The following is a 22,645-nucleotide window of genomic DNA, read 5'->3' on the forward strand; positions in this document are numbered from 1 at the left end:
AGTACTTTTGGGGGTCAGGAGTTGAGCAGGAAGTGCTCGAAGACGCGGGTGCCGAACAGCAGCGAGTCCACGGGGACGCGCTCGTCCACGCCGTGGAACAGGGCCGCGAAGTCCAGCTCCTCCGGCAGCTTGAGCGGTGCGAAACCGAAGCAGCGGATGCCGAGCTTGGCGAAGGCCTTGGCGTCGGTGCCGCCGGAGAGCATGTAGGGCACCGTCTGGCCGTCCGGATCGAAGGTGTGGATCGCGGTGTTCATCGCGTCCACGAGCGCACCGTCGAAGGAGGTCTCGTAGGGTTCGAGCTTGGTGATCCACTCCCGCTCGATATCCGGTCCGAGCAGCTCGTCCAGTTCCTTCTCGAAGGCCTCCTGGCGGCCCGGCAGCACGCGGCAGTCGATCACGGCCTCGGCGGTCTGCGGGATCACGTTGGCCTTGTAGCCGGCGCGCAGCATGGTCGGGTTGGCGGTATCGCGCAGCGTCGCGCCCACGATCCGGGAGATGCCGCCGATCTTCGCGAGTTGGCCTTCCAGATCAGGGGATTCGACGTCGATGTCGATGGTCGACTCGAGGTCCAGCGCCTGCAGGAACTCGCGGACGGTGTCGGTGAGCACCAGCGGGAACCGATGCCGGCCGAGCCTGGCGACCGCCTCCGACAGCACCGTCACGGCGTTGTCCTCGTGCACGAACGAGCCGTGTCCGGCGCGGGCCTTGGCGGTGATCCGCATCCAGCCCAGGCTCTTCTCCGCCGACTCCACGAGATAGAGCCGCTTCTTGCCGCCCGCGGGTGTGTCCACGGTGAGCGAGAACCCGCCCACCTCGCCCACGGCCTCGGAGACGCCCTCGAACAGGTCCGGACGGTGCTCGACCAGCCAGTGCGAACCCCAGGTGCCACCGGCCTCCTCGTCGGCGAGGAAGGCGAAGACGATGTCCCGCGGCGGCACCGTCCCGGTGGACTTCAGCTGGCGGGCCAGCGCCAGCATGATGCCGCACATGTCCTTCATGTCCACCGCGCCGCGGCCCCAGACGTAGCCGTCCTCGACCGCCCCGGAGAAGGGGTGCACCGACCAGTCCGCGGGTTCGGCGGGAACCACGTCGAGGTGTCCGTGCACCAGGAGTGCGCCGCGACCCGATTCAGCGCCCTTGAGGGTGGCGAAGACGTTGCCGCGGCCGGGTTGTCCGGACTCCAGGTACTCGGTCTCGTACCCCACCTCGTCGAGCTGGGCCTGGACCCAGCGCGCGCACTCGGCCTCGCCCTTGGTGGTGGCGAGCTCGCCGGTGTTGGACGTGTCGAAGCGGATCAGATTGCTGACGGTGTCGACGACCTCGTCGAGCGCGTTCACTGCACTGGTAGCCACGCTCTATACCTACCACGCGGCCGCCGCCACCGATCGGCGCCCGCAGGCACCCCGACGTGCCGATTTGGTGCAGCGGGCGGGCGTGGATTACTGTGAACAAGCTTCCCGCGCGGGTGGCGGAATGGCAGACGCGCTAGCTTGAGGTGCTAGTGTCCTACTAATGGACGTGGGGGTTCAAGTCCCCCTCCGCGCACAGACGAAAGACCCCGGTATCGCACCGGGGTCTTTCGCTTTTCCCGGCTCGAATCCCCGTGATCCTCAGATCGCGTGCTGCGGAGCCAGCTCCACCCGGTGCGTCGCGGCCCAGGGGATGTCAGGATGCAGCGAGGAGAAGCTGTACTCCACGCTGTCTCGACCGCCGGACTCGTCCAGCTTCAGGCCCGACAACCTGCCCGCGGCCAGGAGCCGGCCGTCGGCGTCGTAGATCCGCGCGTCCCGGTCGGCGACCGCGTCGTAGTCCGCGTGGAAGGCCTCGTACAACTCGGTCCCGCTGAACGTGTCCATGGCTCCATGGTGCTCCCGACGAGCCGTCGGTAGGGCCGGTTCCGACGATCGCGTGCGCGCCGGACGCGGCGCACGCGAATTCTTACGGATGCCTGACAGCCCTGCCCGATGTCCGTTTCCGCCGGATCCGGTCGCTACCGTCGAACCAGTGACCATCGACCGGAACTTCATGCAGACCATGGGGCTTCACGTGATCCGTGCCGGCCTCGTCCTCAATCTCGGCTGGCAGGGCCTCGGCAAGTTCACCGCTGCCGAGGCCACGGCGATCGAGCCACTGATCAGCGGAAGCCCCCTCATGTCGTGGACGCTGCGACTGTTCGACCTGCGCACGGTGTCGTCGGGTATCGGCGTCATCGAGCTGCTGACGACGATCGCCCTGATCGTGGGCATCTGGTCGCGACCGGCCAACGACATCGCCGTGGCCGCCGCGTCCCTCACCTTCCTCGGGACCTTCTCCTTCCTGTTCACCTCCATCGACTACGACTGGGGCCTCCTGCCGCCGAGCGGCTTCCTGCTCAAGGACCTCGTGCTGTTGGGCGCATCGCTCGCGCTGCTGCGCACGGCGCGATCCGCGGTGCGGCCCGATCCGAACCGCGAGACCGTCGCGTCCGGCTGACCGGCATCTGGCAGTCTGACCGTGTGCCCATCTCGCTCGAGCTGCCCCGCATGCACAAGGTCCGCGACATCACGCCGGTCACCCGGTTCGGTGTCGGCGGTACCGACCTCGGAATCGCGTGCCGGGTGGGTCGCGAGATCCTGTACGTCTTCGGCGACACCTTCGAGGGGCTGACCATCGGGGCGGGCGACTGGCGCTCCCCCGTCGGATTGTTCGGCACCGCTACGGGTCTCATCACCCGGCCCGCGGGGCCGGACTCCAGGCGCGCGCGGCAGCTGCTGGACTACAGCCACGACACGGGCGAGTTCTCCACGATCCTTCCCACCACCTGCATCGAGGTCGACGGGGCGCTCTACCTGCACACCATGACGATGCAGAGCCTCGATACCGTGGTGCGGACGGCCCTATGGCGCTCGGACGACCGCGCGGCCACCTGGCGGGAGGTGGCCCGGTTCGACGCCCGCCAGGCCGACGGGTGCCGGAACATGTGGGCCCTGTGCCCCGCGCCGGACGGCTACACCTACAACCTGTCCACCGGCGGCCTCAGCCGGGACAAGGGCCTGCGGCTGCACCGCCTCCGCACGGAGCTGCTCGCCACGCTCGCGCCCGGCGTCGACGTGCCCTGGGAGCCGTGGGGATGGCGCCCGGACACGGGCTGGCGGTGGGGCAACCCGCCCACCGATCTGGCGCTCGGCAGTGGCTACGGCGAACTCTGCCTGGCGCTGATCGACGGGGTCTGGGTGATGACCTACTTCGACGCGGCGCACTACCGGATCGCGGCGCGGTTCGCCGAGCGGATCGACGGCATCTGGTCCGAGCCGGTGACCCTCCTGCAGGGGTCGTCGTGGCAGGACGAGGATCACGCCGATGGCCGCGTCGCGCAGCTCTACGGCGGCTACCTGGTTCCGGGCTCCACCCTGCGCTCGGCGCGATTGGTGGTCTCGCAGTGGAACACCCAGAACAATCATCCGTACAAATCGATGATGTTCACGGGCCCCTTGCGGGTGCAGTAGCGTCCGGAGAATGTTCGGTACGCGCGTACTCACCGCCGTCCTGTCGGCCGCCTGCCTGTTCGGCGTGGCGGGCCCCGTCGCGGCGGGGCCCGCAGCCCCGGCCCCGATCGGCACGCTCGTCTCCCGAGGGCCACTCGGCGCACCGGAAGGGCTGGACGGTGCGGTCACGGCCACCCGGATCGCGTACACCTCGCGCACACCCGCGGGTGCCCCGATCACAGCGACCGGCGGCGTGTACGTACCGCCCGGTCCGGCCCCCGCGGGCGGATGGCCGCTGGTGGCGATGGGCCACGGCACCTCGGGCGTGGATCGCCGGTGTGCCCCGACCGACGCCACCGACCAGTTCGGCAATGCGCCGTATCTGGCCGACCTGGTGCGCCGCGGTTTCGCCGTGGTGCTCCCCAACTACCAGGGCCTGGGCGGCGAGGGCCTGCACCCGTACCTGGACTCCACCTCGGAGGGACTCGACGTGCTCGGCTCCGTCCGCGCCGCGCGGGCGCTGCCGATCCGATTCACCCCGGACACAGTGCTGTACGGCAACTCCCAGGGCGGTCGCGCGACAGAAGCGGCCGCGGAGCTCGCGCCGACCCGCGCACCGGAACTCCGGTTCGCAGGCAACGCCCTGGTCTCCCCCGCTCTGCGCCTGGACATCCTGGCCCAGATCGACCAGGGCCGGATGTCCCTGCCGCAGTACTCGGTCATGCCGATGGTGGTCCGCGGCGCGCAGGCCGTCGATCCGTCGATCCGCACCGAAGCCGTGCTGCGTGGCCCGATCCTGGCCCAGCATGACGCGCTCCTCTCGTGCACCGCCCGGACCCCGGCCACGCTCGACCTCAGCAGTGTCACGGCCGACGATGTGCGCCCCGAACCCGGGACGCGGGCACGACTGGCCGCCTTCTTCGACCGGAATCAGCTACCGCGCCAGGCGAATCGCAGCGTCCCGGCCCTCGTGGTCTACGGCAAGAGCGACGACCTCGTGCTCCCGCAATGGACGCGCCGCGGGATCGCCGACCTCTGCCGCGCGGGCGTCCCGGTGCAGGTGGCCGCCCGCACCGGCGGCCACACCGACAAGCGCGATATCGCCACGGTCGGCGACTGGATCGGCGACCGGTTCGCTGGACGGCCGGTGGCGCCGAACTGCGCGGCTTAGCCGTTCTCCCCTGATTCGCGTACCAGCCCGTCCTCGATGAACCGGACGGTCTGCTCGATCAGTGGCCGCATCAACTCTTGGACCTCGGCGTCCGCGACCGGCCGCCCCAGAATGACCGCGCCGAGCTGCGGGACCATGAAGGGCGCGGCCTGCAGGCCGATCGCGACGAACATCGCGATCGCCGCCCGTAGCGCGTCCTGCTCACCGCTCACCTGCTGCAACCGCTCGACCTTGCGCCGGTAGAAGTCCCGGCGGCCGTCGCTGAACGGCGGTGTCTGCCCCTGGTCGGCGTCGTAGTGCAGCGATTCCCACATGAGCAGGCGCACCAACTCGGGATCGCGGCGGTGATGTTCGAACGCGGCCATCACGTGATCGGTGAGGCTCTGACCTTCGAGGAACGGCGTCTGCTCGGCATGCTCCGTCAGCGCCTTGGCCATGACCACCTCGAACAGCCCCTCCTTGCTCCCGAAGTAGCCGTAGATGCGCTCCTTGTTGACGCCGGCTTCTTCGGCGATCCGGGCCACGCGGGCACCGTCGAATCCGCGCCGGGTGAATTCCGCGCGGGCGGCCTCGATGAGCGCCTCGCTGGTGGGCGTCGATTCGTACTGTGCGGTGGTCTCGGTCACGGCCGCAACCCTACCGCCAACCGAACGGTTGACGCGCCAACCGAACGGTTGGTAGCGTCGCCGCCATGACGACCGCGCCCCCGATTCCCCTGTCCCGGAACGCCGCCGCCTCCTGGCGCACCGGCGTGATCGGCGCCGCCGCCGCGCTGCCGATCGTCGGCCAGCTCTACGTCGTACTGCCCTTAGCGCCGCAGGTGCTCGCGCTGCCCGGCACCTCGTCGTCCACCGTGCCGGTCGCGACCACCGCATTCGCGCTGGTGTACGCGGTCGGAATCCTGCTGCTCGGCCCTCTCGCCGACCGATTCGGTGCCCATCGCCTCATGCTCGCCAGTGCCGCGGCAACCGCTGTTACCACCGCACTCGTGGCGTTCGCGCCCACCTCGACGTGGTTCTTGCTGGGGCGCGCCGCTCAAGGGCTCGCCGCCGCCGCGTTCACCCCGGCCGCGCTGGCCTTCATCGCGCGCACCACCGCACCGTCGGCCCGGGTTCCGCTGAACACCGCCGTCATCGGCGCAGGGCTCGGCTCGGCGGTGGTCAGTCAGGTGACGGCGCAACTGCTCGCCGCGTCAGCGGGGCTCACCGGCGTCTTCCTCGTCTGTGCCGCGGCGACCGCCGCCGGTGCCGTCGCGATCGCGCTACTACTCCCGGCCGACCCCGTGCCCGCCGGACAGCGCCCGTCCGCCATGGAGGTCTACCGCGCTGTTCCGGGCCTGCTGCGGCGGCCGCGACTGCTGCTGCTGTACGGCACCGGGCTCACCTTCCTGAGCGTGCTCGTGGCGATCTACACCGCCCTCGCCGCCGACGGCCGCTGGTCTCCCGGCACGCTGCTGATACTGCGTGCCAGCTCGTTGCCCGCGGTGGTGCTCGCCGGCCTCCTGATCCTGCGCCTCGGCGACGTACCCGCGCGCCGCCGGATCCTCGGCGCTGTGGCCCTCGGGGTGCTCGGTGCGGCGACGTGCGCCGCCGGTGGCACCGCGGCGGTCGGTGCGGGACTGTTCGCCCTCGTCGGCGCGATGGCGCTGGCCGCGCCCTCAGTGGTCGCCGAGGTCACCCGGCTCGGCGCACCGGCCGTCGGGGCCGCGGCCTCGCTGTACACCGTGACCATCTTCGGGGGCGCGAGCCTCGGCGCCCCTCTCGACGCAGCGCTGGGCGGCGAATTGCCCCGGGTCGCACTCGGCGGAGCCGTGATCCTGGCGCTCGGCGGGATCACCGCGGCCATCGCCACCCGGCCGGAGTGATCAGGCGATTCCGGGCACCTCGGTGGCGGCGAAATCGGCCAGCGCCTCGGTCACGATCTGCGGGATATCGCCCGAGACGTTGACGGTGACACCGAACTCGTCCGGCTCCAGCGGCTCGAGAATGGCCAGCTGCGAGGCCAACATGTCGGCCTTCATGAAGTGCCCCGCACGCCCCTGCATCCGCTCCAGCAACAGCTCCTCGTTGCCGGTGAGGAAGACGAAGTAGACGCTGGCGCCCGCGGCGCGGATCCGGTCCCGGTAGACCCGCTTGAGTGCGGAGCAGGCCACCACCGTGGGCCGCCCCGCCACCATCTCGTCGCGCAGATGGGCGCCGATCGTGGCGAGCCACGGCCACCGGTCCTCATCGGTCAGAGGCCGACCCGAGGCCATCTTGGCGCGGTTGGCGTCACTGTGGAAATCGTCACCGTCGGCGAAGCTCCGGCCCAGGCGGGAGGCCAGCTCGGCCCCCACGGTCGACTTCCCGGAGCCGGACACTCCCATCACGCAGATCTGGATAGTGGACACTTGTCGAGTACATCACGACCCGCCGCAGTACCCGGCAGGAAAGGCCCCATGTCCGACCCGATCTCCGCCGAAGACCTCGCCGCGTTCCACCGCGTCCTCGAGGCGGCGGCCGCCCTCGACGCCGACGATCCGCAATCGATCGAGGTACAGCGGTCGGTGGGGCACATGTTCAAGATGCTCAAGCGGATGCGCCGCAAGGAGTCCCGGGCCAAGGTCCGCGAGGCCGATCGCGACGTCCTCGAGCGCACCGCGACCGGCAACGCCGAGCGCATCGACGACGAGACCGCCGGCATCCTGCTGACCACGCCCACCGCCGGCGACAGCGCGGGCGAACTGCTGCGTCCGCAGAGCTGCTACATCTGCAAGCAGCCGTACACCCGGATCGATGCCTTCTACCACCAGCTCTGCCCGGAGTGCGCCGCGTTCAGTCACTCCAAGCGCGATGCCACCACCGATCTCACGGGCCGCCGCGCCCTGCTCACCGGTGGCCGCGCCAAGATCGGCATGTACATCGCCCTGCGCCTGCTGCGCGACGGTGCCGATCTCACTATCACCACCCGCTTCCCCACCGACGCCGCGCGCCGGTTCGCTGCCCTGGCCGACAGCGACGAGTGGCTCGACCGGCTGCACATCGTGGGCATCGACCTGCGCGACCCGTCGCAGGTGAGCGCGCTCGCCGATGCGGTCGCCGCCCGCGGGCCGCTGGACATCATCATCAACAACGCCGCGCAGACGGTGCGCCGCTCGCCCGGCGCGTACTCCGCCCTGGTCGACGCCGAGGCCGGCGATGTGCCGCCGCAGCTCGCCGAGCGGATCATCCGCTTCGGCCGCGCCAGCTCGGCCCACCCGGCGGCTCTCACCGAGGCCCTCGACGGGCACACCCTCGACCGCTCGGGCGATGTCAGCGCCCTGGACCCCGCGGCCCTGACCGCGCTCGCGCTGCGCGGCGGATCGTCGTCGGCGGCGCGCATCGAGGACGGCAGCGCCATCGACGCCGGCGGCCTGCTGCCCGACCTCGTGCACACCAACTCCTGGGTGCAGACCGTGGAGGAGGTGCAGCCGCTCGAACTGCTCGAGGTGCAGCTGTGCAACTCGGTGGCGCCGTTCATCCTGATCTCGAAGCTTCGGCCCGCCCTCGCGGCGTCGCCCGCGCGGCGCAAGTACGTGGTGAACGTCTCCGCGATGGAGGGCCAGTTCGGCCGCGGCTACAAGGGGCCCGGCCACCCGCACACCAACATGGCCAAGGCCGCGCTGAACATGCTCACCCGCACCTCCAGCGCGGAGATGCTGGAGCAGGACGGCATCCTGATGACGGCCGTCGACACCGGCTGGATCACCGACGAACGTCCGCACCACACCAAGATGCGCCTCGCCGAGGAGGGCTTCCGCGCCCCACTCGACCTGGTCGACGGTGCCGCCCGCGTCTACGACCCGATCGTGCAGGGCGAGGCCGGCGTGGACCTCTACGGCTGCTTCCTCAAGGACTACAAGCCCTCACCGTGGTGATGGGCGGCCGATCGCTAGGGTGATTCCGTGGCGGAAACGAAGGTCCTGTTCGACTGCGATACCGGTGTCGACGACTCCCTGGCCCTGCTCTACCTGCTGGCCAAGCCCGAGGTGAACATCCTGGGAATCGTGTCCACGGCCGGCAACGTGCCCGGGCCCCAGGTGGTCGAGAACAATCTCGCCTGGCTGGAACTGCTGGGGCGCACCGATATCGATGTCTTCGTCGGTTCCGACTCCCCCGTCTCGGCGCCGCTCATCACCACTGAGGAGACGCACGGTCCGTTCGGCGTCGGCTACGCCGAACTGCCCACGCCCACCCGCACTCCGGCGGACCGGTCGGGTGCCCAGGCCTGGTCCGATCTGACCCGGGAGCATCCGGGCGAGGTGGTCGGTCTCGTCACCGGCCCGTGCACGAACCTCGCGCTGGCACTGCGCGACGATCCGGGCATCCTCGCCCGCCTGCGTCGGCTCGTGATCATGGGCGGCGTCTTCTGGCACCCCGGCAACACGACTCCCACCTCGGAGTGGAACGTGGCCGTCGATCCCGAGTCGCTGTGGGAGGTCTTGCGCGCCTACGGCGAGCTCGACGGCACCGGGGTACCGCTCCCGATCCTGTGCCCGCTCGACCTGACCGAGACGATCGAGCTCACCCCCGACCACATCGTGCGGCTCGCCGATGCCGCGGGGAGCAGCCCGGCCGAGGTGCTCGATCCCCAGGACCCCGATGGCACCCGCTCCACCGCGAGTGACCCCGTGGTGCGGGCCACCTCGGATGCGGTGCGGTTCTACTTCGAGTTCCACCGCGACCACGACCTCGGCTACATCGCGCACATGCACGACCCGTTCGCCGCCGCCGTCGCGCTCGATCCGTCGATCGTGCGCACCAGGGCGTACCCGGTCGACGTGGAGCTGAGCGGGGCATTGACCCGCGGCACCACCGTCGCGGACGTGCACGGCGCCTGGAATCGCCCGGACACCGCCCAGATCGCCGTCGCCACCGATCCGGTGGCCTTCTTCGACGATCTGCTCGATTCGATCGCGAGGCTCGCCCGTGACCGCGTCTGACGCACAGATCGCGGCCTTCCTGCAGGTGGCCGCGGAGACGCTGGACACCGTGGACGCGGTGCTCGGCGATCTCGACGACACCACGGTGAACCTGGCCACCCCCGGCGGCAACTCCGTCTTCGCGCTCGTGACCCACGTACGGGGCGCGCTCGGTTACTGGGGCGGTTCGCTGCTGGCCGGCGAGGACATCCCGCGCGACCGCTCCGCGGAGTTCCACGCGACCGGCACCGTCGAGCAGGCGCGCGGCATCGTCGCCGGGCTCCGCACCGACCTCGCGCGCTGGGCGCCCGTGGCCGCCATCGGGATCCGCAACCCGCAGGCGCGCGGCACCACCCGCCGCGATGCGGCCGCGGCCACTCCCGAATGGGTGCTCACCCACATGCTGCGGGAGCTCACCCAGCACACCGGGCACATGGAGATCTGTCGCGACGTGGTCGTGCGCGGCGCACACTGAAGCCGTGCTCATACCGAAGGCGATCGCGGAGGGCGTCCGCGACGGCACCGTGACCACTCAGTACCGCCGCTGGGACGCGCCCCGCGTGAAGGTGGGCGGAACCCAGCTCACTCCGGCGGGCCTGCTGCGGTTCACGCGCGTCACCAAGGTGCCCGACGTCGAGAAGATCACCGATCGCGCCGCGCGGGCGGCCGGGATGAAGGACGCCGCCGCGCTGCGCCGGGCCCTGCGGCCCCGCGATCCCGATGCCCCGCGCCGGGAGCGCTCGGCGCGGGGCGGCGAGCACGTCTACCGCGTTCACCTCGAATGGGCCGGAGAGGACCCGCGGCTCGCGCTGCGGGAGGCCCTGCCCGACGACGCCGAACTGGCGACGATCGCCGCCCGCCTCGCCCGGCTGGACGCCCGCCCCACGGGGCCCTGGACCCGCGACATCCTGGAGTGGATCCGCGATCACCCGCGCATCGTCTCGAAGGAACTCGCCACCGAGCGCGGGGTCGAATTGCTGCCGATGAAGGTCGACATCCGCAAGCTCAAGGGCATGGGACTGACGATCAGCCACGAGGTCGGCTACGAACTCGCACCGCGCGGCGCCGCGTACCTCGAATGGCTGGCCGCGCGCGATACAAAGACGGCGACCGATGACTGCACGCCGAATTAGGCCCGCCGCCGCCAACCAGGGAGAGAAACAATGACCACCTTCCTGTTCGGCGAACTGAAGTCAGAGTTCCTAGCAACGCCAACGTTGGTGCGACTCATTGCAGAGCCAGGACGACGGCCTGCAATCGCAGTCAAATGCTCGGCTTTGCAACTGCGATACTTTCTAACAACAGACTCGATAACGATCACTATCGTAACACTCAAAGAAGGCCAAATCATTTACGCCCTAGCCATGCCGGACCAGCCAGTCGGTGAGGCCTTTATCTGGTCGGTGCTCGAAAATGAATACGAGCGTGAGTCTCTACGCTTGATTCTTTGAGGAAGTGCCGTAGACCTACATCTGTTTAATGAAATCGCAATCAATGTGGCTACGATACAGGTCAAATTTAATCTGGATTTGGTCGAGTCATTGATTGACCCTGACCGAATCGAAATCAGTCGATCGGGATTCGTGGACTCTCGCGAATTGTTGCTTGAGACTCTTGCCTCGGTAGGTCGGAGTAACACGAATGACTCCCCGGGGATCCGCCTCGATGCAACGTTTCGTGGAGCGTGGCAACACCCTTCTTCGTGGTACTACACGAGCGGCAATAACTTAGCCACGCATCTTTCCGTATTCGATCCGAACGAAGGGGGACAGCAGGAGGCGTTGTGCTTATGGATCGCCGACGTACTCGAGCCAGGTTGCGCCTTCCTGAGCCCGTCAGTCACGCCAGCGGTGGGTAACAAGGGGCCTCGCGAACTGTGCGATGTGCTACTCACGTCCGGCGAACATACGTTCGTCATTGAATCGAAGTCCCTGTCGGTGCTCGGGCGATCGGTCCTTCCCTCGCGAAGCGACTTGCGAATGGATGTCGAGAAGCATATTAGGAAAGCTATCAAGCAGGTAACCGGTGCAGCCAAGTACCTTAAACTTGACTATCCGGTTCAAAACTCATCGGGCGAGATTGTGGACCTCAACAGGAATGTTCCGTTTCACCTCGTCATACTGATCCCGGACTTGTCTCTACTGAATACCTCAGAGGGCTTCGGCGCTGAGTTCATTGCCGAACACATCACGAAAACGCATTGTTACGTGCATATCTTGGATCCAAGCCAACTGCTTCGCGCGGTGCAAGCGGCAGCAATGATCGCGCGACGCTCCTCGCTTTCGCCTGTCGGCGCTCTCGATCTACACCTTTCAAAGCGGGTAGAAGTTGCTTTGCAGAGAGACACCCCGGATATCGACTTTCTCGTTAGATTCGGCGTGGACGCACAAGGAATGCCCTCTGCGTCCGAGCGACCTTAGATGCGGTCAGGCAGGTTGCTCGGAATCCGCCGCGTCCTCGGCGGTCGACTTGGCCCAGCGGTAGTCGGCCTTGCCGGCCGGCGTGCGCTTGACCTGGTCCACGAAGACCACGGTGCGCGGGACCTTGTACCCGGCCAGCTCGCCGCGCGCGAAGGTCTGGATGTCCTCGATGCTGGGCCGCTCCTGGCCCTCGGCGACGGCGACGACGGCGGCCACCCGCTGCCCGTACCGGGCGTCGGGGACCGGGACCACGAGCGCGTCCGCGATGGCGGGGTGGCCGTGCAGGGTGGCCTCCACCTCCTCGGCGTACACCTTCTCGCCGCCGGTGTTGATGCACTGGCTGCCGCGACCGAGGAAGACGATGCCGCCGTCCTCCGCCGGGTACCCCATATCGCCGAGCACCGAGATGCGGCGGCCGTCCTTCAGCGTGGGGAAGGTGCGCGCCGACTTCTCGGGATCGTTGTAGTAGCCCAGCGGCACGTTGCCGACACGGGCGATGTAGCCCACCTCGCCGGGCGTGGTGATCTCCTCGAACTGCTCGTCGACCACCATCATCTTGTCGGTGGGCGGGGCGTGCAGGTTGCCCTCGTCGTCGAGCTGCATGACGCCGTCGTTGCCCGTCTCCGAGGCGCCGAAGTTGTCACGCAGGATCAGCTCGGGCTTGATCGCGGCCATCCGGTCGCGCACGTGCTTGGACCAGATCGCGCCGCCCGAGGTGATCGAGAACAACGAGGAGAAATCGGCGGTGTCCTTCTGCTTCTCCATCTCCTCCACCAGCGGGATGCCCATGGCGTCGCCCACGATGAGGATGGTCTGCGTCTGATCACGGGCGATGTTCCGCACGATCTGCTCGGCGTTGAAATCGCGTTCCAGGATGATCCGCGATCCGAGCACGAAGAAGGTGAACAGGGAGTAGGCCCCGGCGCCGTGCATGAGCGGCGCCGCGATCAGGAAGGCCAGCGGCGGGAAGGATTTCGCGCCCTCGCCGACCTCGTCCAGCGAGGTGCGCGGTTCGCCACCGTACGGGACACCCGCGGAGAGCGGCTTGCGGAAGAAGTCGTCGTGCTGCCACACCACGCCCTTCGGGTAGCCGGTGGTACCGCCGGTGTAGATGATGTAGTGCTCCTCGCCGGTGCGGGGCTCGAAGTTCCGTTCCTCGGAGAGGTTTTCGGACTCGGAGAAGGGCACCACCTCGACGGTGCGGTCGCCGAGGGCGGCGGCCGCGGTTGCCAGTTCGGGCGTGGTCTCCCCCACCACGAAGACCGTGCGCAGATCCGGGAGGGCGGGCAGCAGCGAGGCGAGGGTCCGCTGATGCTCGGGCAGTTCGACGATGATCGCGACCGCGTCGGAGTTGGTGAAGATGTACTCCAGCTCGGGGGCGGTGTACCGGTAGTTGACGTTCACCGGTACCGCGCGGATCTTGATGAGACCCAACAGGGATTGCACGTGCTCGACGCTGTTCTTGAGGAACAGGGCCACGTGATCGAACGCGCCCACGCCGTGGGCCGCGAACAGGTGCGCCACGCGATTGGTCTGGGCGTCCATATCGGCGTAGCTGGTCTGCTCGCCGTTGTAACTGAGCACGATCCGTTCGGGCACCGCGTCGACGACCGCCTCGAAGATGTCGGCGAGGTTGAACTTCATGAGCACTCCTGTCCCTGACCTGCCGCGTCGGCACACCGGCAGAACGTGTTCTAGTTCTATCAGGTGTACCCCCGCCCTGTCTGCGGTTCCGCAGGGAATCGGACAGTCGTTTTAGAACACGTACTAGTCGTCTTCGCCGCGTGCGACGACGGCCACCACCGACCGTGCCTGATCGACGATCGCGGCCAGGTTGGCCCGGTACTCCGGCGATGCGGTCACGGCCCGGTCCGTAGGCAGGCCGTCGAGCACCGGGGTGTGCACGTGCCCGCCGGGAACGGACGCGCCGAGCCGATCGCGCACCAGCGTCACGCGGTAGCCGATCTCGTTGGAGAGGTAGTCGCCACCCGCACCCTGCCGCGCCATCGCGGACGCGGGCGGCGCCTCCGTGGTGGTGGTCGACGGGAGCTTCGGCAGATCGCACACCGTGCTGGTCGCGGGATTCGGGCCCGCGGCGTAACTGATCTCGGAGTTGCGGGCCACCGGGTACCGGCCCTGCGCCGCCGCGCTGATCGCCGCCATCGGCAGGGTGCTCCGAGTCCACTGCGGGGCCTGCGCGGCGACGGGCGCCGGACCGCGGTAGCAGGCCGCCTCGTTGTCGGAGGCGCCACCGCGCCACACCCCGTTGATCGCCTCCAGATCGAACTTGCCGGGCCTGCCCTGGCTGATCGTGGTGAAGCCCACCGCCCGCGACGGCCCGGGCGCCAGGAACGGCGTCACGGCGCGTTCCACCATCCCGGCCCCGAAATCGCGCCACCGCACTGGGAACAGCATCGCCACCACCGTGACCCTGCCCGCAGGCGTGTCGATCACCGTGCCGTCCAGGGCGAGCGCGATCGCCCCCGACGGATTGCCCTGCCGGATATCGCGGTTGAGCCGGAACGGGTCGAAACCCGTGACCAGGACCGTGCGGCCCGACGGTGCGCGGCGCTGCCCGCGGGAGACCTCGTCGATGGTGGTCACGATGCGCGTGCGCTCCGCATCCGTCACGGCGGGACGCCAGGCGCGCACCGCCCGGATGAGCGCGAGCCGCGCCCAGTACAGCGGACGGTCGTCCGCGGTGAACCCCGCGCCTGCGCCCTGCGCCCGCCGGACCGCGGCGCGGAACAGTTCGGACGAGACCCGTGCGGCGGCGCGCTCGGCCTCGGCGGCCGTGGACGCACGCCCGAGCGCATCGTCGAGGTCGCGCACGTACCGGTCGAAGCCCGCGTCCGCCACCAGTCGTGCGGGGACATCGCCGGCGTCGTACAGGCGCTCCTCGGCGGTCACCACGGTGGCGGGGCCGTCGGCGGCGGCGACTGCGGGGCTGATCAGAGCGGCGGTCAGGGCGAGGATCACGGCGGGAATCAGGGAGCGGCGCATCGCCCGAATCTAGTGCCCCGCGCGCCGCGCCACCCGGCGAACGGCAGGTGGTACGCGCGACGAAGGAGATTCGTTCACGGCGCGGCGAACCCTCGTCAAAGCGATCGAGTGCGACGACAGTTCCCGGGCATGACCACCTCGCTCACCCGTACCCCGTCCGATGCCGAACTCGACGCGACGTTCGGCCCCGTCTACGCCCGGATCGCCGAGGGTGCCGTCGAGCGCGAGCGCGGCCGGGTCCTGGCGCACGCGCCCATCGCCCTGCTCAAGGAGGCCGGCTTCACCGCACTGCGGGTCCCCGCAGAGTTCGGCGGCTCCGAGGTCACGGTCCGGCAGTTCTTCCGCCAGCTGATCAACCTCGCCGCCGCGGACTCCAACCTGCCGCAGGCCCTGCGGGTGCACCTGCTGTTCGTCGAGGACCAGCGCCTGGCGAAGACCGCCGCCGGCGATGCCTGGTTGCGCGCCTCCGCCGAGGGCACAGTGGTCGGCAACGCCATCACCGAACCCGGCGCGGGATCGGTCGGCGGCTACCAGACCACGCTGACCCGCGACGGCGACGGATATCGCCTCAACGGCACCAAGTTCTACTCCACCGGCACCCTGTACGCCGACCACATCCTGGTGGCCGCGGATCTCGACGGCGAGCGGGTCGCGGTACTCGTGGACGCCGACTCCCCCGGAGTCGAGAAGGTCGACGACTGGAACGGTTTCGGACAGAAGCTCACCGCGAGCGGAACCACCGTCTTCACCGACGTCTTCGTCCCCGCGGACCGGTTCCTCGGCGAGGGCTACGGCGCCCCCGGCCCCACCTACGCCACCTCGTACCTGCAGCTCGTGCAGTTGGCCGGGCTCGCCGGTACCGCCCAGCGCGCCACTGACGACACCGTGGCCTGGGTGCAGGCGCGCACCCGCACCTTCTCGCACGCCGCCGCCGACCTGCAGCGCGACGATCCGCTGGTGCAGCAGGTGATCGGTCGCCTCTCCAGCGCCGCGTTCACCGCGAAACAAGCCGTTCTGGCCGTGGCCGACGTGCTCGACCAGGCGCTGGCGGGCCGAGAACTGCACGAGGACCTGCTGCCGGAGGCCGAACTCGCCGCGGCGCACGCACAGATCGCCGTGATCGACCTCGTGCTCAAGGCCACCACCGACCTGTTCGAGGTGGGCGGAGCGTCCCTCGTGGACGCCGATCTCGCGCTCGATCGGCACTGGCGCAACGCCCGCACCCTCGCCGTGCACAACCCCGCGATCCAGAAGGCCCGCGCGATCGGCGATCTCCTGCTCAACGGCGCCGAGCTCCCGTACGCCTGGAACGCCGGCGCCCGCACGCAGACCGCTCACACCAACTGACCCCGCAACGAAAGGCACGACCATGACGCAGACCCGCATCGCCATCATCGGCGCAGGAGTGGTGGGTGCCACCGCCGCGCTCGTCCTCGCCCAGCGCGGCCACCAGGTGGACCTGTACAGCGAGCGCACCGCGCAGCAGCTCCGCGACGACGTCCCCGCCACCGGAACGGCCGTGCTGTTCGGGCACTCCCGCGACGTCGACCACACCCTGGTCCCCGAGCTGTACCCCGACGCTCCCGTGTCCACCGGCATGAACACCCGGCTGCAGACGGGCGAGCCCGGCGGCCTGGAGCAGGTCCTCGCCTTCGATCCCGACTTCCGGTACACCGCCGCGGGTATCGACGTGCGCCTGCGGGCGTACGACCGGATCCGGCTGTTCGAGGAGGCGGGTGGGAACTTCATCGTCGACACCGTGACCCCGGACGGTCTCGACGCCATCGCCGGGCAGCACGATCTGACGCTGGTCTCCACCGGCAAGGGCGGCCTGTCCGGACTGTTCCCGGTCGACGAATCGCGCACCGTCTACCGCTCCCCGCAGCGGCACCTGCTCGCCGCCGCCTTCACCGGGCTCGGCCACGGCGACGACGTCTTCACCGCACGCGGTCACGGCGCGGGCGCCCACAACGTCTTCAACCTGCACACCGACCACGGCGAGATCTGGATCGGCCCGTACTGGCACAAGGACGCGGGCGCCACCTGGAGCGTGCTCGGCTTCGCCAAGCCGGACGGTGGCTGGGTGGAGCGGTTCAACGAGGTGACCGACCCGCAGAGCGCGCTCGAGGTGGTGGTGGGGATCTACCGCGACTACTTCCCCGACGATCTGCCGGACATCGAGAAGCTCCGCGTGATCGAGGAGGACCGCCACCCCTGGCTGCGCGGCGCGGTGACGCCCACGGTGCGCCAGGGCGTCGGGTTCACCCGCAGCGGCCACCCCGTCGCCTCGCTCGGCGACACCTCGATCGCCTTCGATCCGATCGCCGGACAGGGCGCGCAGACCGGCCTGATCCAGGTCGCGGCGCTCGTCAAGGCCATCGAGGATCGCGGCCCGAACTTCACCGCGTTCACCGCCGATTGGATCCGCGATCAGTTCGACCGGCACTGGGAGGAGCGCGGCCACGCCGCGGCCGAGGTGACCCGGCTGTTCCTGGGCGATCCGGACTACGCCTTCGCCGCCGGGCCCCTGTTCGCGGGTGCCACCGCCGACGACGCCGTGGGCGCCGCCCTGTTCGGTCTGCTCTCGGTGCCGGACCCCATCCTGGAGCTCAAGACCGAGGAGGATGTGCAGCGGTTCATCGAGGAGGCGAAGGCCGCCGCCCTGGTCCGCAGCTGACCGAAAAGCGCACGATCCGACACCGGAAATCCGATATTTCTCCATGGCGCTCGGGCCGCGAGTAGGGTCCGGCGGAATGGACCTGTTGCGGACCAAACCCATCGCCCGGATCAAGGCCGACGGTGCCGCCGAGGGGGGCCTCCGGCGCAACCTCGGGCTCGTCGACCTGGTGGGGTTCGGCGTCGGCATCGTGATCGGGACCGGCATCTTCACCCTCACCGGCATTCAGGCCAAGGTGAACGCCGGTCCGGGCATCGCGCTGTCCTTCGTGGTGGCCGGCGTCGTGAGCCTGTTCGCGGCCCTCTGTTACGCCGAGCTCGCCGCCGCGGTACCGACCGCGGGCAGCGCCTACACCTACGCGTACGCCACGATCGGCGAGGTCTTCGCGTGGATCATCGGCTGGGACCTGCTGCTGGAGTTCGGGCTCGGCGCGGCTGTGGTCTCGCGCAGCTGGTCCGGCTACCTGGCGGATCTGCTCGGGCTCCCGCCGAGCCTGTTCACCGAAGAGGCACCGGTCAACGTGGGCGCCATCCTGATCATCCTGGTGCTCGGCCTGGTCGCGGCGTTCGGGATCCGCGAGTCGGCACGCGTCACCAACGGGCTGGTCCTGATCAAGGTGGCGATCTCGGTGTTCGTGGTGGCCGTGGGCGCCTTCTTCGTCACCCGGTCGAACCTGGTCCCGTTCATCCCGGACGCGGTCCCCGCGTCCTCCGAGGGCAGGGCCATCGACCGCCCGCTGATCGAGACCCTCCTCGGCGGCGCGCCCTCGCACTACGGGATGGCGGGCATCCTCACCGCCGCGGCGATCGTCTTCTTCGCGTACACCGGGTTCGAGGCGGTGGCGAACCTCGGCGAGGAGGCCAAGCGGCCCGAACGCGATATGCCGCGGGCGCTGATCGGCACGCTGCTCGCGTGCACGCTGCTGTACGTGCTCGTCTCACTCGTGCTCACCGGGATGGTGAAGTACACCGACATCGACGAGAGCGCGCCGCTGTCCAAGGCCTTCGAGTTCGTGGGCGCCCGGTGGGCGGGTGACCTGGTCGCCGTCGCGGCCGTCGCGGGCCTGACCTCCGTGATCCTGGTGGAGCTGGTGACGATGGGGCGCATCGGCTACGCCATGGGCCGCGACGGCCTGCTCCCGCAGTCGGTGGCGAAGGTCTCGCCCAAGTACGGCACTCCGGTCCGGTTCACCGTGATCGTGGTGGTCGTGTGCGCGCTGCTCGGCGGCTTCGTGCCGATCGAGGAGCTGTCCGAGATGGTCAGTATCGGCGCCCTGTTCGCCTTCCTCCTGGTCTCCCTCGCCGTGCCGGTGCTGCGGCGCACGAAGCCCGATCTGGAGCGCCCGTTCAGGGTGCCCCTCTCCCCGCTGGTCCCGATCCTGTCGGGTCTGGCGTGCGTGGCATTGATGACGAATCTCGCGATCGCGACCTGGTTGCGATTCCTGGTGTGGTTCGCCCTCGGCCTCGCCATCTATCTTCTCTATGGGCGCCGACATTCGGTTCTGGGCCGTGAGGCCGCCGCCGAGAGGGAGTGAGACGTTGACCGAACCACTGCGTGTGGGACTGATCGGCGCCGGACCGTGGGCGCAGGAAACACATGCCCCCGCGCTCGCCGCGCATCCCGGGATCGACTTCGTCGGGGGCTGGGCCCGCAACCCCGCCGCGGCGGATGCGCTGTTCCCGCGCACCTTCGACTCACCCGAAGCCCTGTTCAGCGCCGTGGACGCCGTGGCCTTCGCCGTCCCGCCGAACGTGCAGGCCCCGCTCGCGATCGCCGCCGCGCAGGCGGGCAAGCACCTGATCCTCGACAAGCCGATCGCCCTGGACCTGGACGCGGCCACGCAGCTGGCCGCCGCGGTCTCCGCCGCGGGAGTCCGGTCGATCGTCGCCTTCACCCGGCGCTTCGCCCCGGAGACGCGCGAGTTCGTCGACCGCGCCTGCGCGATCACGCCCGTCGCCGTGGAGGCGCAGTGGCTGTCCGGTGCGGCACTGAGCGGCAAGTTCGCCGCCTCGGCCTGGCGCCAGGAACAGGGCGCCCTGTTCGATGTGGGCCCGCACATCCTCGACCTCGTCGACGCCGCCGCCGGACCGGTCTCGTCGGTGTCCGCCGCTCGATACGACGCGCCCAGCGACACCTGGACGGTGCAGCTCGACCACGCCGACGGTGCCGCATCGTCGATCTCCCTGTCGCTGCGGACGCCCGCGATCCCCACCGTGATGCGCGTGTCCGCGCACTCCACCACCGGAATCGCCGTACTGGACAGCCGTGAGACCTCGTCGGCGGAGTGCTTCCGGGTGCTGCTCGACGAGTTCCTGGACTCGATCGCCACCGGCGTCGACCACCCGCTGGGTGTGCTCCGCGGGCTCGCGCTGCAACGGGTGATCACGCAGATCCAGGAGGCGCAGTGTCCGTCGGGCGGGTGAGCCCGCCGCCGGCCGAGACCCCGTTCGACGACGGCTTCTACCGAGCCGTGGTGGACCGGTCGGTCGACGGCTTCTTCGTGCACGACGAGGAGGGGCGCCTCGTCGCCGTCAACGACCAGGCGTGCACCAGCACCGGGTACACCCGCGACGAGCTCCTGCAGATGAATGCCCTCGACATCGTGCAGGTGACCACGGACCTCGCCCGGAGCGGCTGGGCTCTCGCCTTCGCCGGCGAGACGATCCTGATCCCCGCGATGCACCGCCGCAAGGACGGGTCCCTGTTCCCCATCGAGGCGCACATCTCGAGCCAGGTGATCGACGGTCGCCGGTACATCGTGGGCCTCACGCGTGACATCACCGACCGCGTCGAGGCCGATGCCGCCAAGCTGGAGGCCACGCGACGGCTCGAGGCGCGCATGGAGGCGACGCGGACCTCCTCGCAGCAGGTGGCGAATCTGCTGCAGGCCGTGATCGACGCCGCACCGGACCTGGTGTACATCAAGGACCGGCAGGGTCGGTACCTGTACATCAACGCCGCCGTCGCGGAGCTGGCCGGCGTCGCCCGCGAGGACGCGATCGGATACGACGACACGGTGCTCTTCCCCGGTGCGCTCGCGAAGGAGCTGATGGCCACCGATCGCGACATCATGGACACCGGCATCGGCCGCGAGGTCGAGGAGTATCCGTTCGTCGACGGGGTCAAGCGCACGTACCTGTCGAACAAGTCCCCGCACCGCGACGCCGAGGGCCGCGTGATCGGCCTGATCGGCATCTCGCGTGACATCACCGCGAGCCGGATCGATCAGGAACTGTTGCGGCACAGCGAGGCCCGGTGGCAGTTCGCCATCGACGGGGCGGGCGACGGCATCTGGGACTGGGATGTCCCCTCGGGAGCGGTCTTCTTCTCCCATCAGTGGAAGGCCATGCTCGGCTACTCCGACGACGAGGTCGGCGCCACGGTGTCCGAGTGGGTCGAGCGGGTGCACACGGACGATTTCGATCGCTGCTGGGCCATCGTGCGAGGTGTGGTCCAGGGCCGTGCGACGGAGTACGAGTTCGAGCACCGCATGCGGACCAAGGATGGTGCGTGGCGTTGGATCCTGAGCCGGGGCCGGGTGATGGAGCGCGACGCCGAGGGCTTGCCGAGCCGCCTGATCGGGACGCACACCGACATCACCGAGCGGCACGAGAACGAGGACGAGATCCGCGAACTCACCGAGCGGCTGCAGTGGCGGGCGGATCACGACGATCTCACCGAGCTGTTAGGGCGCACCGCCTTCATCGAGCGGGCGACCCGGATCGTCGAAGAGCGCCGGACGGACGGCGCCACGCTCGCCCTGCTGTGGATCGACCTCGACACGTTCACCCGGATCAATGATTCCCTCGGGCACGATCTCGGCGACCACGTGCTCGCGGAGGTGGCCCGGCGGCTGGCGGCGTCCGGCCGGCCCGACGATCTGGTCGCCCGGCTGGGTGGCGACGAGTTCGTCGTCCTGCGCCCGCGGGTCGACGAGGGCGACGATCTGCCGGCGTGGACCGAAGACGTCCGGCTCGCCCTCGCGGAACCCATGGATGTGGACGGGATCCTGCTCACGGTCACGTGCTCGATCGGTCTCGTCGAGTCGAACGGCTCGGACGACGACGTCACGCAGTTGCTGATCGACGGTGATACCGCTCTGTTGCAAGCGAAACGGGCGGGCCGTAACCGCATCGTCCGGCACACCACCGGGCTGCGTGCGACCCAGCACCAGCGCGCCGATCTCGCCGCACACCTGCGCTCCACCATCGAGACCGGCGACATCATCGTGCGGTATCAGCCGGTGATCGACCTCGCCACCGGGGCGATGGTGGGTGCCGAGGCGCTCACCCGACTGATCGGCCCGGGCGGTGACGAGCTCACGCCGCCGCAGTTCCTCCCGCACCTGGAGGCACTGGGCCTGATGCCCTCGCTCGCCTCCCTCGTGCTGCGCCGGGCCTGCGTCGAATTCGCCTCCGCGCCCGACCTGGGGTGGGTGTCGGTCAACCTCGCCTCGGAGGACCTCTCGGCGCCGCACCTTCCCGCCACCGTCGCGCGGACCATCGAGGCGACCGGTCTGGCCGCGGAGCGGTTGATCCTGGAGATCAACGAGCGGGTGGTTCCGGAGCCGCACATCCTGGCCGCGACCCGGCGACTGGCCGAGCTCGGGCCGCGGATCGCACTGGACGACTTCGGGACCGGTTGGTCGAGCCTCGCGCAGCTCAAGGACCTCGAGCTCGCCCTGGTGAAGATCGACCGGTCGGTGGTCACCGCGTCGACGGTGCACGACAATCCGCAGTTGGAGGCCATGCTGGCGGCCGCGATCGCGATGGCCCGGGCGCTCGACCTGGAGGTGATCGCCGAGGGCATCGAGCGGCAGGCGGAATCATCGGCGCTCGTCGCCGCCGGGGCGCAGTTCGGCCAGGGATACCTCTTCAGCCGCGCCATCGACTTCGACGAGCTGCGCCGGTGGCGCGCCTCCCGCGACCACGAGGGCCTGCTCGGCTGATCCGGCGCTATCCGGGCGTTCGC

At 69.5% G+C, this 22,645-nt stretch carries 21 protein-coding genes and 1 tRNA gene; 16 read left to right on the top strand and 6 right to left on the bottom strand.

Translation table 11 applies throughout. From position 1 onward, the window contains the following. Nucleotides 1-14: 14 nt before the first annotated feature. Nucleotides 15-1,352, bottom strand: coding sequence for a M20/M25/M40 family metallo-hydrolase (locus tag TTY48_RS17080; protein ID WP_220658848.1), 1,338 nt, complete (start codon nucleotides 1,350-1,352; stop codon nucleotides 15-17). Nucleotides 1,353-1,459: 107 nt separating this feature from the next. Between TTY48_RS17080 and TTY48_RS17085 the strand changes: the two genes are divergently transcribed. Further along, nucleotides 1,460-1,545, top strand: a tRNA-Leu gene (locus TTY48_RS17085). A 65-nt stretch (nucleotides 1,546-1,610) separates the two neighbouring features. Here TTY48_RS17085 and TTY48_RS17090 read toward each other — a convergent pair. Beyond that, entirely contained in the window at nucleotides 1,611-1,856 is a 246-nt protein-coding gene (locus TTY48_RS17090) for a hypothetical protein (protein ID WP_220658849.1), read from the bottom strand. A 148-nt stretch (nucleotides 1,857-2,004) separates the two neighbouring features. Between TTY48_RS17090 and TTY48_RS17095 the strand changes: the two genes are divergently transcribed. Genes TTY48_RS17095 through TTY48_RS17105 form a run of 3 tightly spaced genes read left to right on the top strand, consistent with a single transcriptional unit; the run spans nucleotide 2,005 to nucleotide 4,635 of the window. After that, entirely contained in the window at nucleotides 2,005-2,472 is a 468-nt protein-coding gene (locus TTY48_RS17095) for a DUF417 family protein (RefSeq protein WP_220658850.1), read from the top strand. Nucleotides 2,473-2,495: 23 nt separating this feature from the next. Beyond that, nucleotides 2,496-3,485: a DUF4185 domain-containing protein gene (locus TTY48_RS17100; protein ID WP_220658851.1), complete on the top strand. Its 990-nt coding sequence runs from the start codon at nucleotides 2,496-2,498 to the stop codon at nucleotides 3,483-3,485. 10 nt (nucleotides 3,486-3,495) lie between these two features. Further along, the gene (locus TTY48_RS17105; protein ID WP_220658852.1) at nucleotides 3,496-4,635 is read left to right on the top strand and encodes a lipase family protein; all 1,140 of its coding nucleotides are present in this window, start codon (nucleotides 3,496-3,498) and stop codon (nucleotides 4,633-4,635) included. Here TTY48_RS17105 and TTY48_RS17110 read toward each other — a convergent pair. Further along, nucleotides 4,632-5,261 carry a TetR/AcrR family transcriptional regulator gene (locus TTY48_RS17110; RefSeq protein WP_255585798.1) on the bottom strand — a complete coding sequence of 210 codons (630 nt, stop codon included), beginning with the start codon at nucleotides 5,259-5,261 and terminating at the stop codon, nucleotides 4,632-4,634. The genes TTY48_RS17105 and TTY48_RS17110 overlap by 4 nt on opposite strands. 65 nt (nucleotides 5,262-5,326) lie before the next feature. On the opposite strand from TTY48_RS17110, the gene TTY48_RS17115 reads away from it, so the two are divergent. After that, entirely contained in the window at nucleotides 5,327-6,499 is a 1,173-nt protein-coding gene (locus TTY48_RS17115; RefSeq protein WP_255585799.1) for an MFS transporter, read from the top strand. On the opposite strand, the gene TTY48_RS17120 is transcribed toward TTY48_RS17115, so the two are convergent. Beyond that, nucleotides 6,500-7,000, bottom strand: a complete 501-nt coding sequence (locus TTY48_RS17120) for a gluconokinase (RefSeq protein ID WP_220659604.1) — start codon at nucleotides 6,998-7,000, stop codon at nucleotides 6,500-6,502. It lies immediately after the preceding gene. A 72-nt stretch (nucleotides 7,001-7,072) separates the two neighbouring features. Between TTY48_RS17120 and TTY48_RS17125 the strand changes: the two genes are divergently transcribed. Genes TTY48_RS17125 through TTY48_RS17150 form a run of 6 tightly spaced genes read left to right on the top strand, consistent with a single transcriptional unit; the run spans nucleotide 7,073 to nucleotide 11,994 of the window. Beyond that, nucleotides 7,073-8,530, top strand: a complete 1,458-nt coding sequence (locus TTY48_RS17125) for an SDR family NAD(P)-dependent oxidoreductase (protein ID WP_220658855.1) — start codon at nucleotides 7,073-7,075, stop codon at nucleotides 8,528-8,530. Nucleotides 8,531-8,557: 27 nt separating this feature from the next. Further along, nucleotides 8,558-9,595 (top strand): nucleoside hydrolase, encoded by a 1,038-nt coding sequence (locus TTY48_RS17130; protein WP_220658856.1) that lies wholly within the window; start codon nucleotides 8,558-8,560, stop codon nucleotides 9,593-9,595. After that, entirely contained in the window at nucleotides 9,582-10,049 is a 468-nt protein-coding gene (locus TTY48_RS17135) for a DUF664 domain-containing protein (protein ID WP_220658857.1), read from the top strand. Before TTY48_RS17130 ends, TTY48_RS17135 begins: the two co-directional genes overlap by 14 nt. Nucleotides 10,050-10,053: 4 nt before the next feature. Then, a complete protein-coding gene (locus TTY48_RS17140; RefSeq protein ID WP_220658858.1) occupies nucleotides 10,054-10,707 on the top strand; it encodes an ASCH domain-containing protein in 654 nt (217 codons plus the stop codon). A gap of 30 nt (nucleotides 10,708-10,737) precedes the next feature. After that, complete coding sequence (locus TTY48_RS17145; protein WP_220658859.1) at nucleotides 10,738-11,025, top strand: hypothetical protein; 288 nt, start codon at nucleotides 10,738-10,740, stop codon at nucleotides 11,023-11,025. Nucleotides 11,026-11,070: 45 nt separating this feature from the next. Next, nucleotides 11,071-11,994, top strand: coding sequence for a hypothetical protein (locus TTY48_RS17150; RefSeq protein ID WP_220658860.1), 924 nt, complete (start codon nucleotides 11,071-11,073; stop codon nucleotides 11,992-11,994). Nucleotides 11,995-12,000: 6 nt separating this feature from the next. Here the strand turns inward: TTY48_RS17150 and TTY48_RS17155 are convergent, their stop codons facing one another. Together TTY48_RS17155 and TTY48_RS17160 are read right to left on the bottom strand one after the other, a co-directional pair. Beyond that, nucleotides 12,001-13,638 (bottom strand): AMP-binding protein, encoded by a 1,638-nt coding sequence (locus TTY48_RS17155; RefSeq protein WP_220658861.1) that lies wholly within the window; start codon nucleotides 13,636-13,638, stop codon nucleotides 12,001-12,003. 123 nt (nucleotides 13,639-13,761) lie between these two features. Continuing rightward, entirely contained in the window at nucleotides 13,762-14,997 is a 1,236-nt protein-coding gene (locus tag TTY48_RS17160; RefSeq protein ID WP_220658862.1) for a hypothetical protein, read from the bottom strand. A 129-nt stretch (nucleotides 14,998-15,126) separates the two neighbouring features. On the opposite strand from TTY48_RS17160, the gene TTY48_RS17165 reads away from it, so the two are divergent. From TTY48_RS17165 to TTY48_RS17185, 5 genes are all read left to right on the top strand, one after another. Next, nucleotides 15,127-16,344 carry an acyl-CoA dehydrogenase family protein gene (locus TTY48_RS17165; protein WP_220658863.1) on the top strand — a complete coding sequence of 406 codons (1,218 nt, stop codon included), beginning with the start codon at nucleotides 15,127-15,129 and terminating at the stop codon, nucleotides 16,342-16,344. Nucleotides 16,345-16,366: 22 nt separating this feature from the next. After that, on the top strand, nucleotides 16,367-17,674 hold the full coding sequence (locus tag TTY48_RS17170; RefSeq protein ID WP_220658864.1) for a styrene monooxygenase/indole monooxygenase family protein: 1,308 nt from the start codon (nucleotides 16,367-16,369) through the stop codon (nucleotides 17,672-17,674). A 76-nt stretch (nucleotides 17,675-17,750) separates the two neighbouring features. Beyond that, nucleotides 17,751-19,208, top strand: coding sequence for an amino acid permease (locus TTY48_RS17175; RefSeq protein ID WP_220658865.1), 1,458 nt, complete (start codon nucleotides 17,751-17,753; stop codon nucleotides 19,206-19,208). Between the two features lie 4 nt (nucleotides 19,209-19,212). Beyond that, the gene (locus tag TTY48_RS17180) at nucleotides 19,213-20,097 is read left to right on the top strand and encodes a Gfo/Idh/MocA family protein (protein WP_220658866.1); all 885 of its coding nucleotides are present in this window, start codon (nucleotides 19,213-19,215) and stop codon (nucleotides 20,095-20,097) included. Further along, entirely contained in the window at nucleotides 20,079-22,622 is a 2,544-nt protein-coding gene (locus TTY48_RS17185) for an EAL domain-containing protein (RefSeq protein ID WP_220658867.1), read from the top strand. The genes TTY48_RS17180 and TTY48_RS17185 overlap by 19 nt, the downstream gene beginning before the upstream one ends. The last annotated feature ends 23 nt before the right edge of the window (nucleotides 22,623-22,645 follow it).

It is taken from the genome of Tsukamurella sp. TY48 (genome assembly GCF_019656655.1).
GTDB classification, from domain to species: Bacteria; Actinomycetota; Actinomycetes; order Mycobacteriales; family Mycobacteriaceae; genus Tsukamurella; species Tsukamurella strandjordii.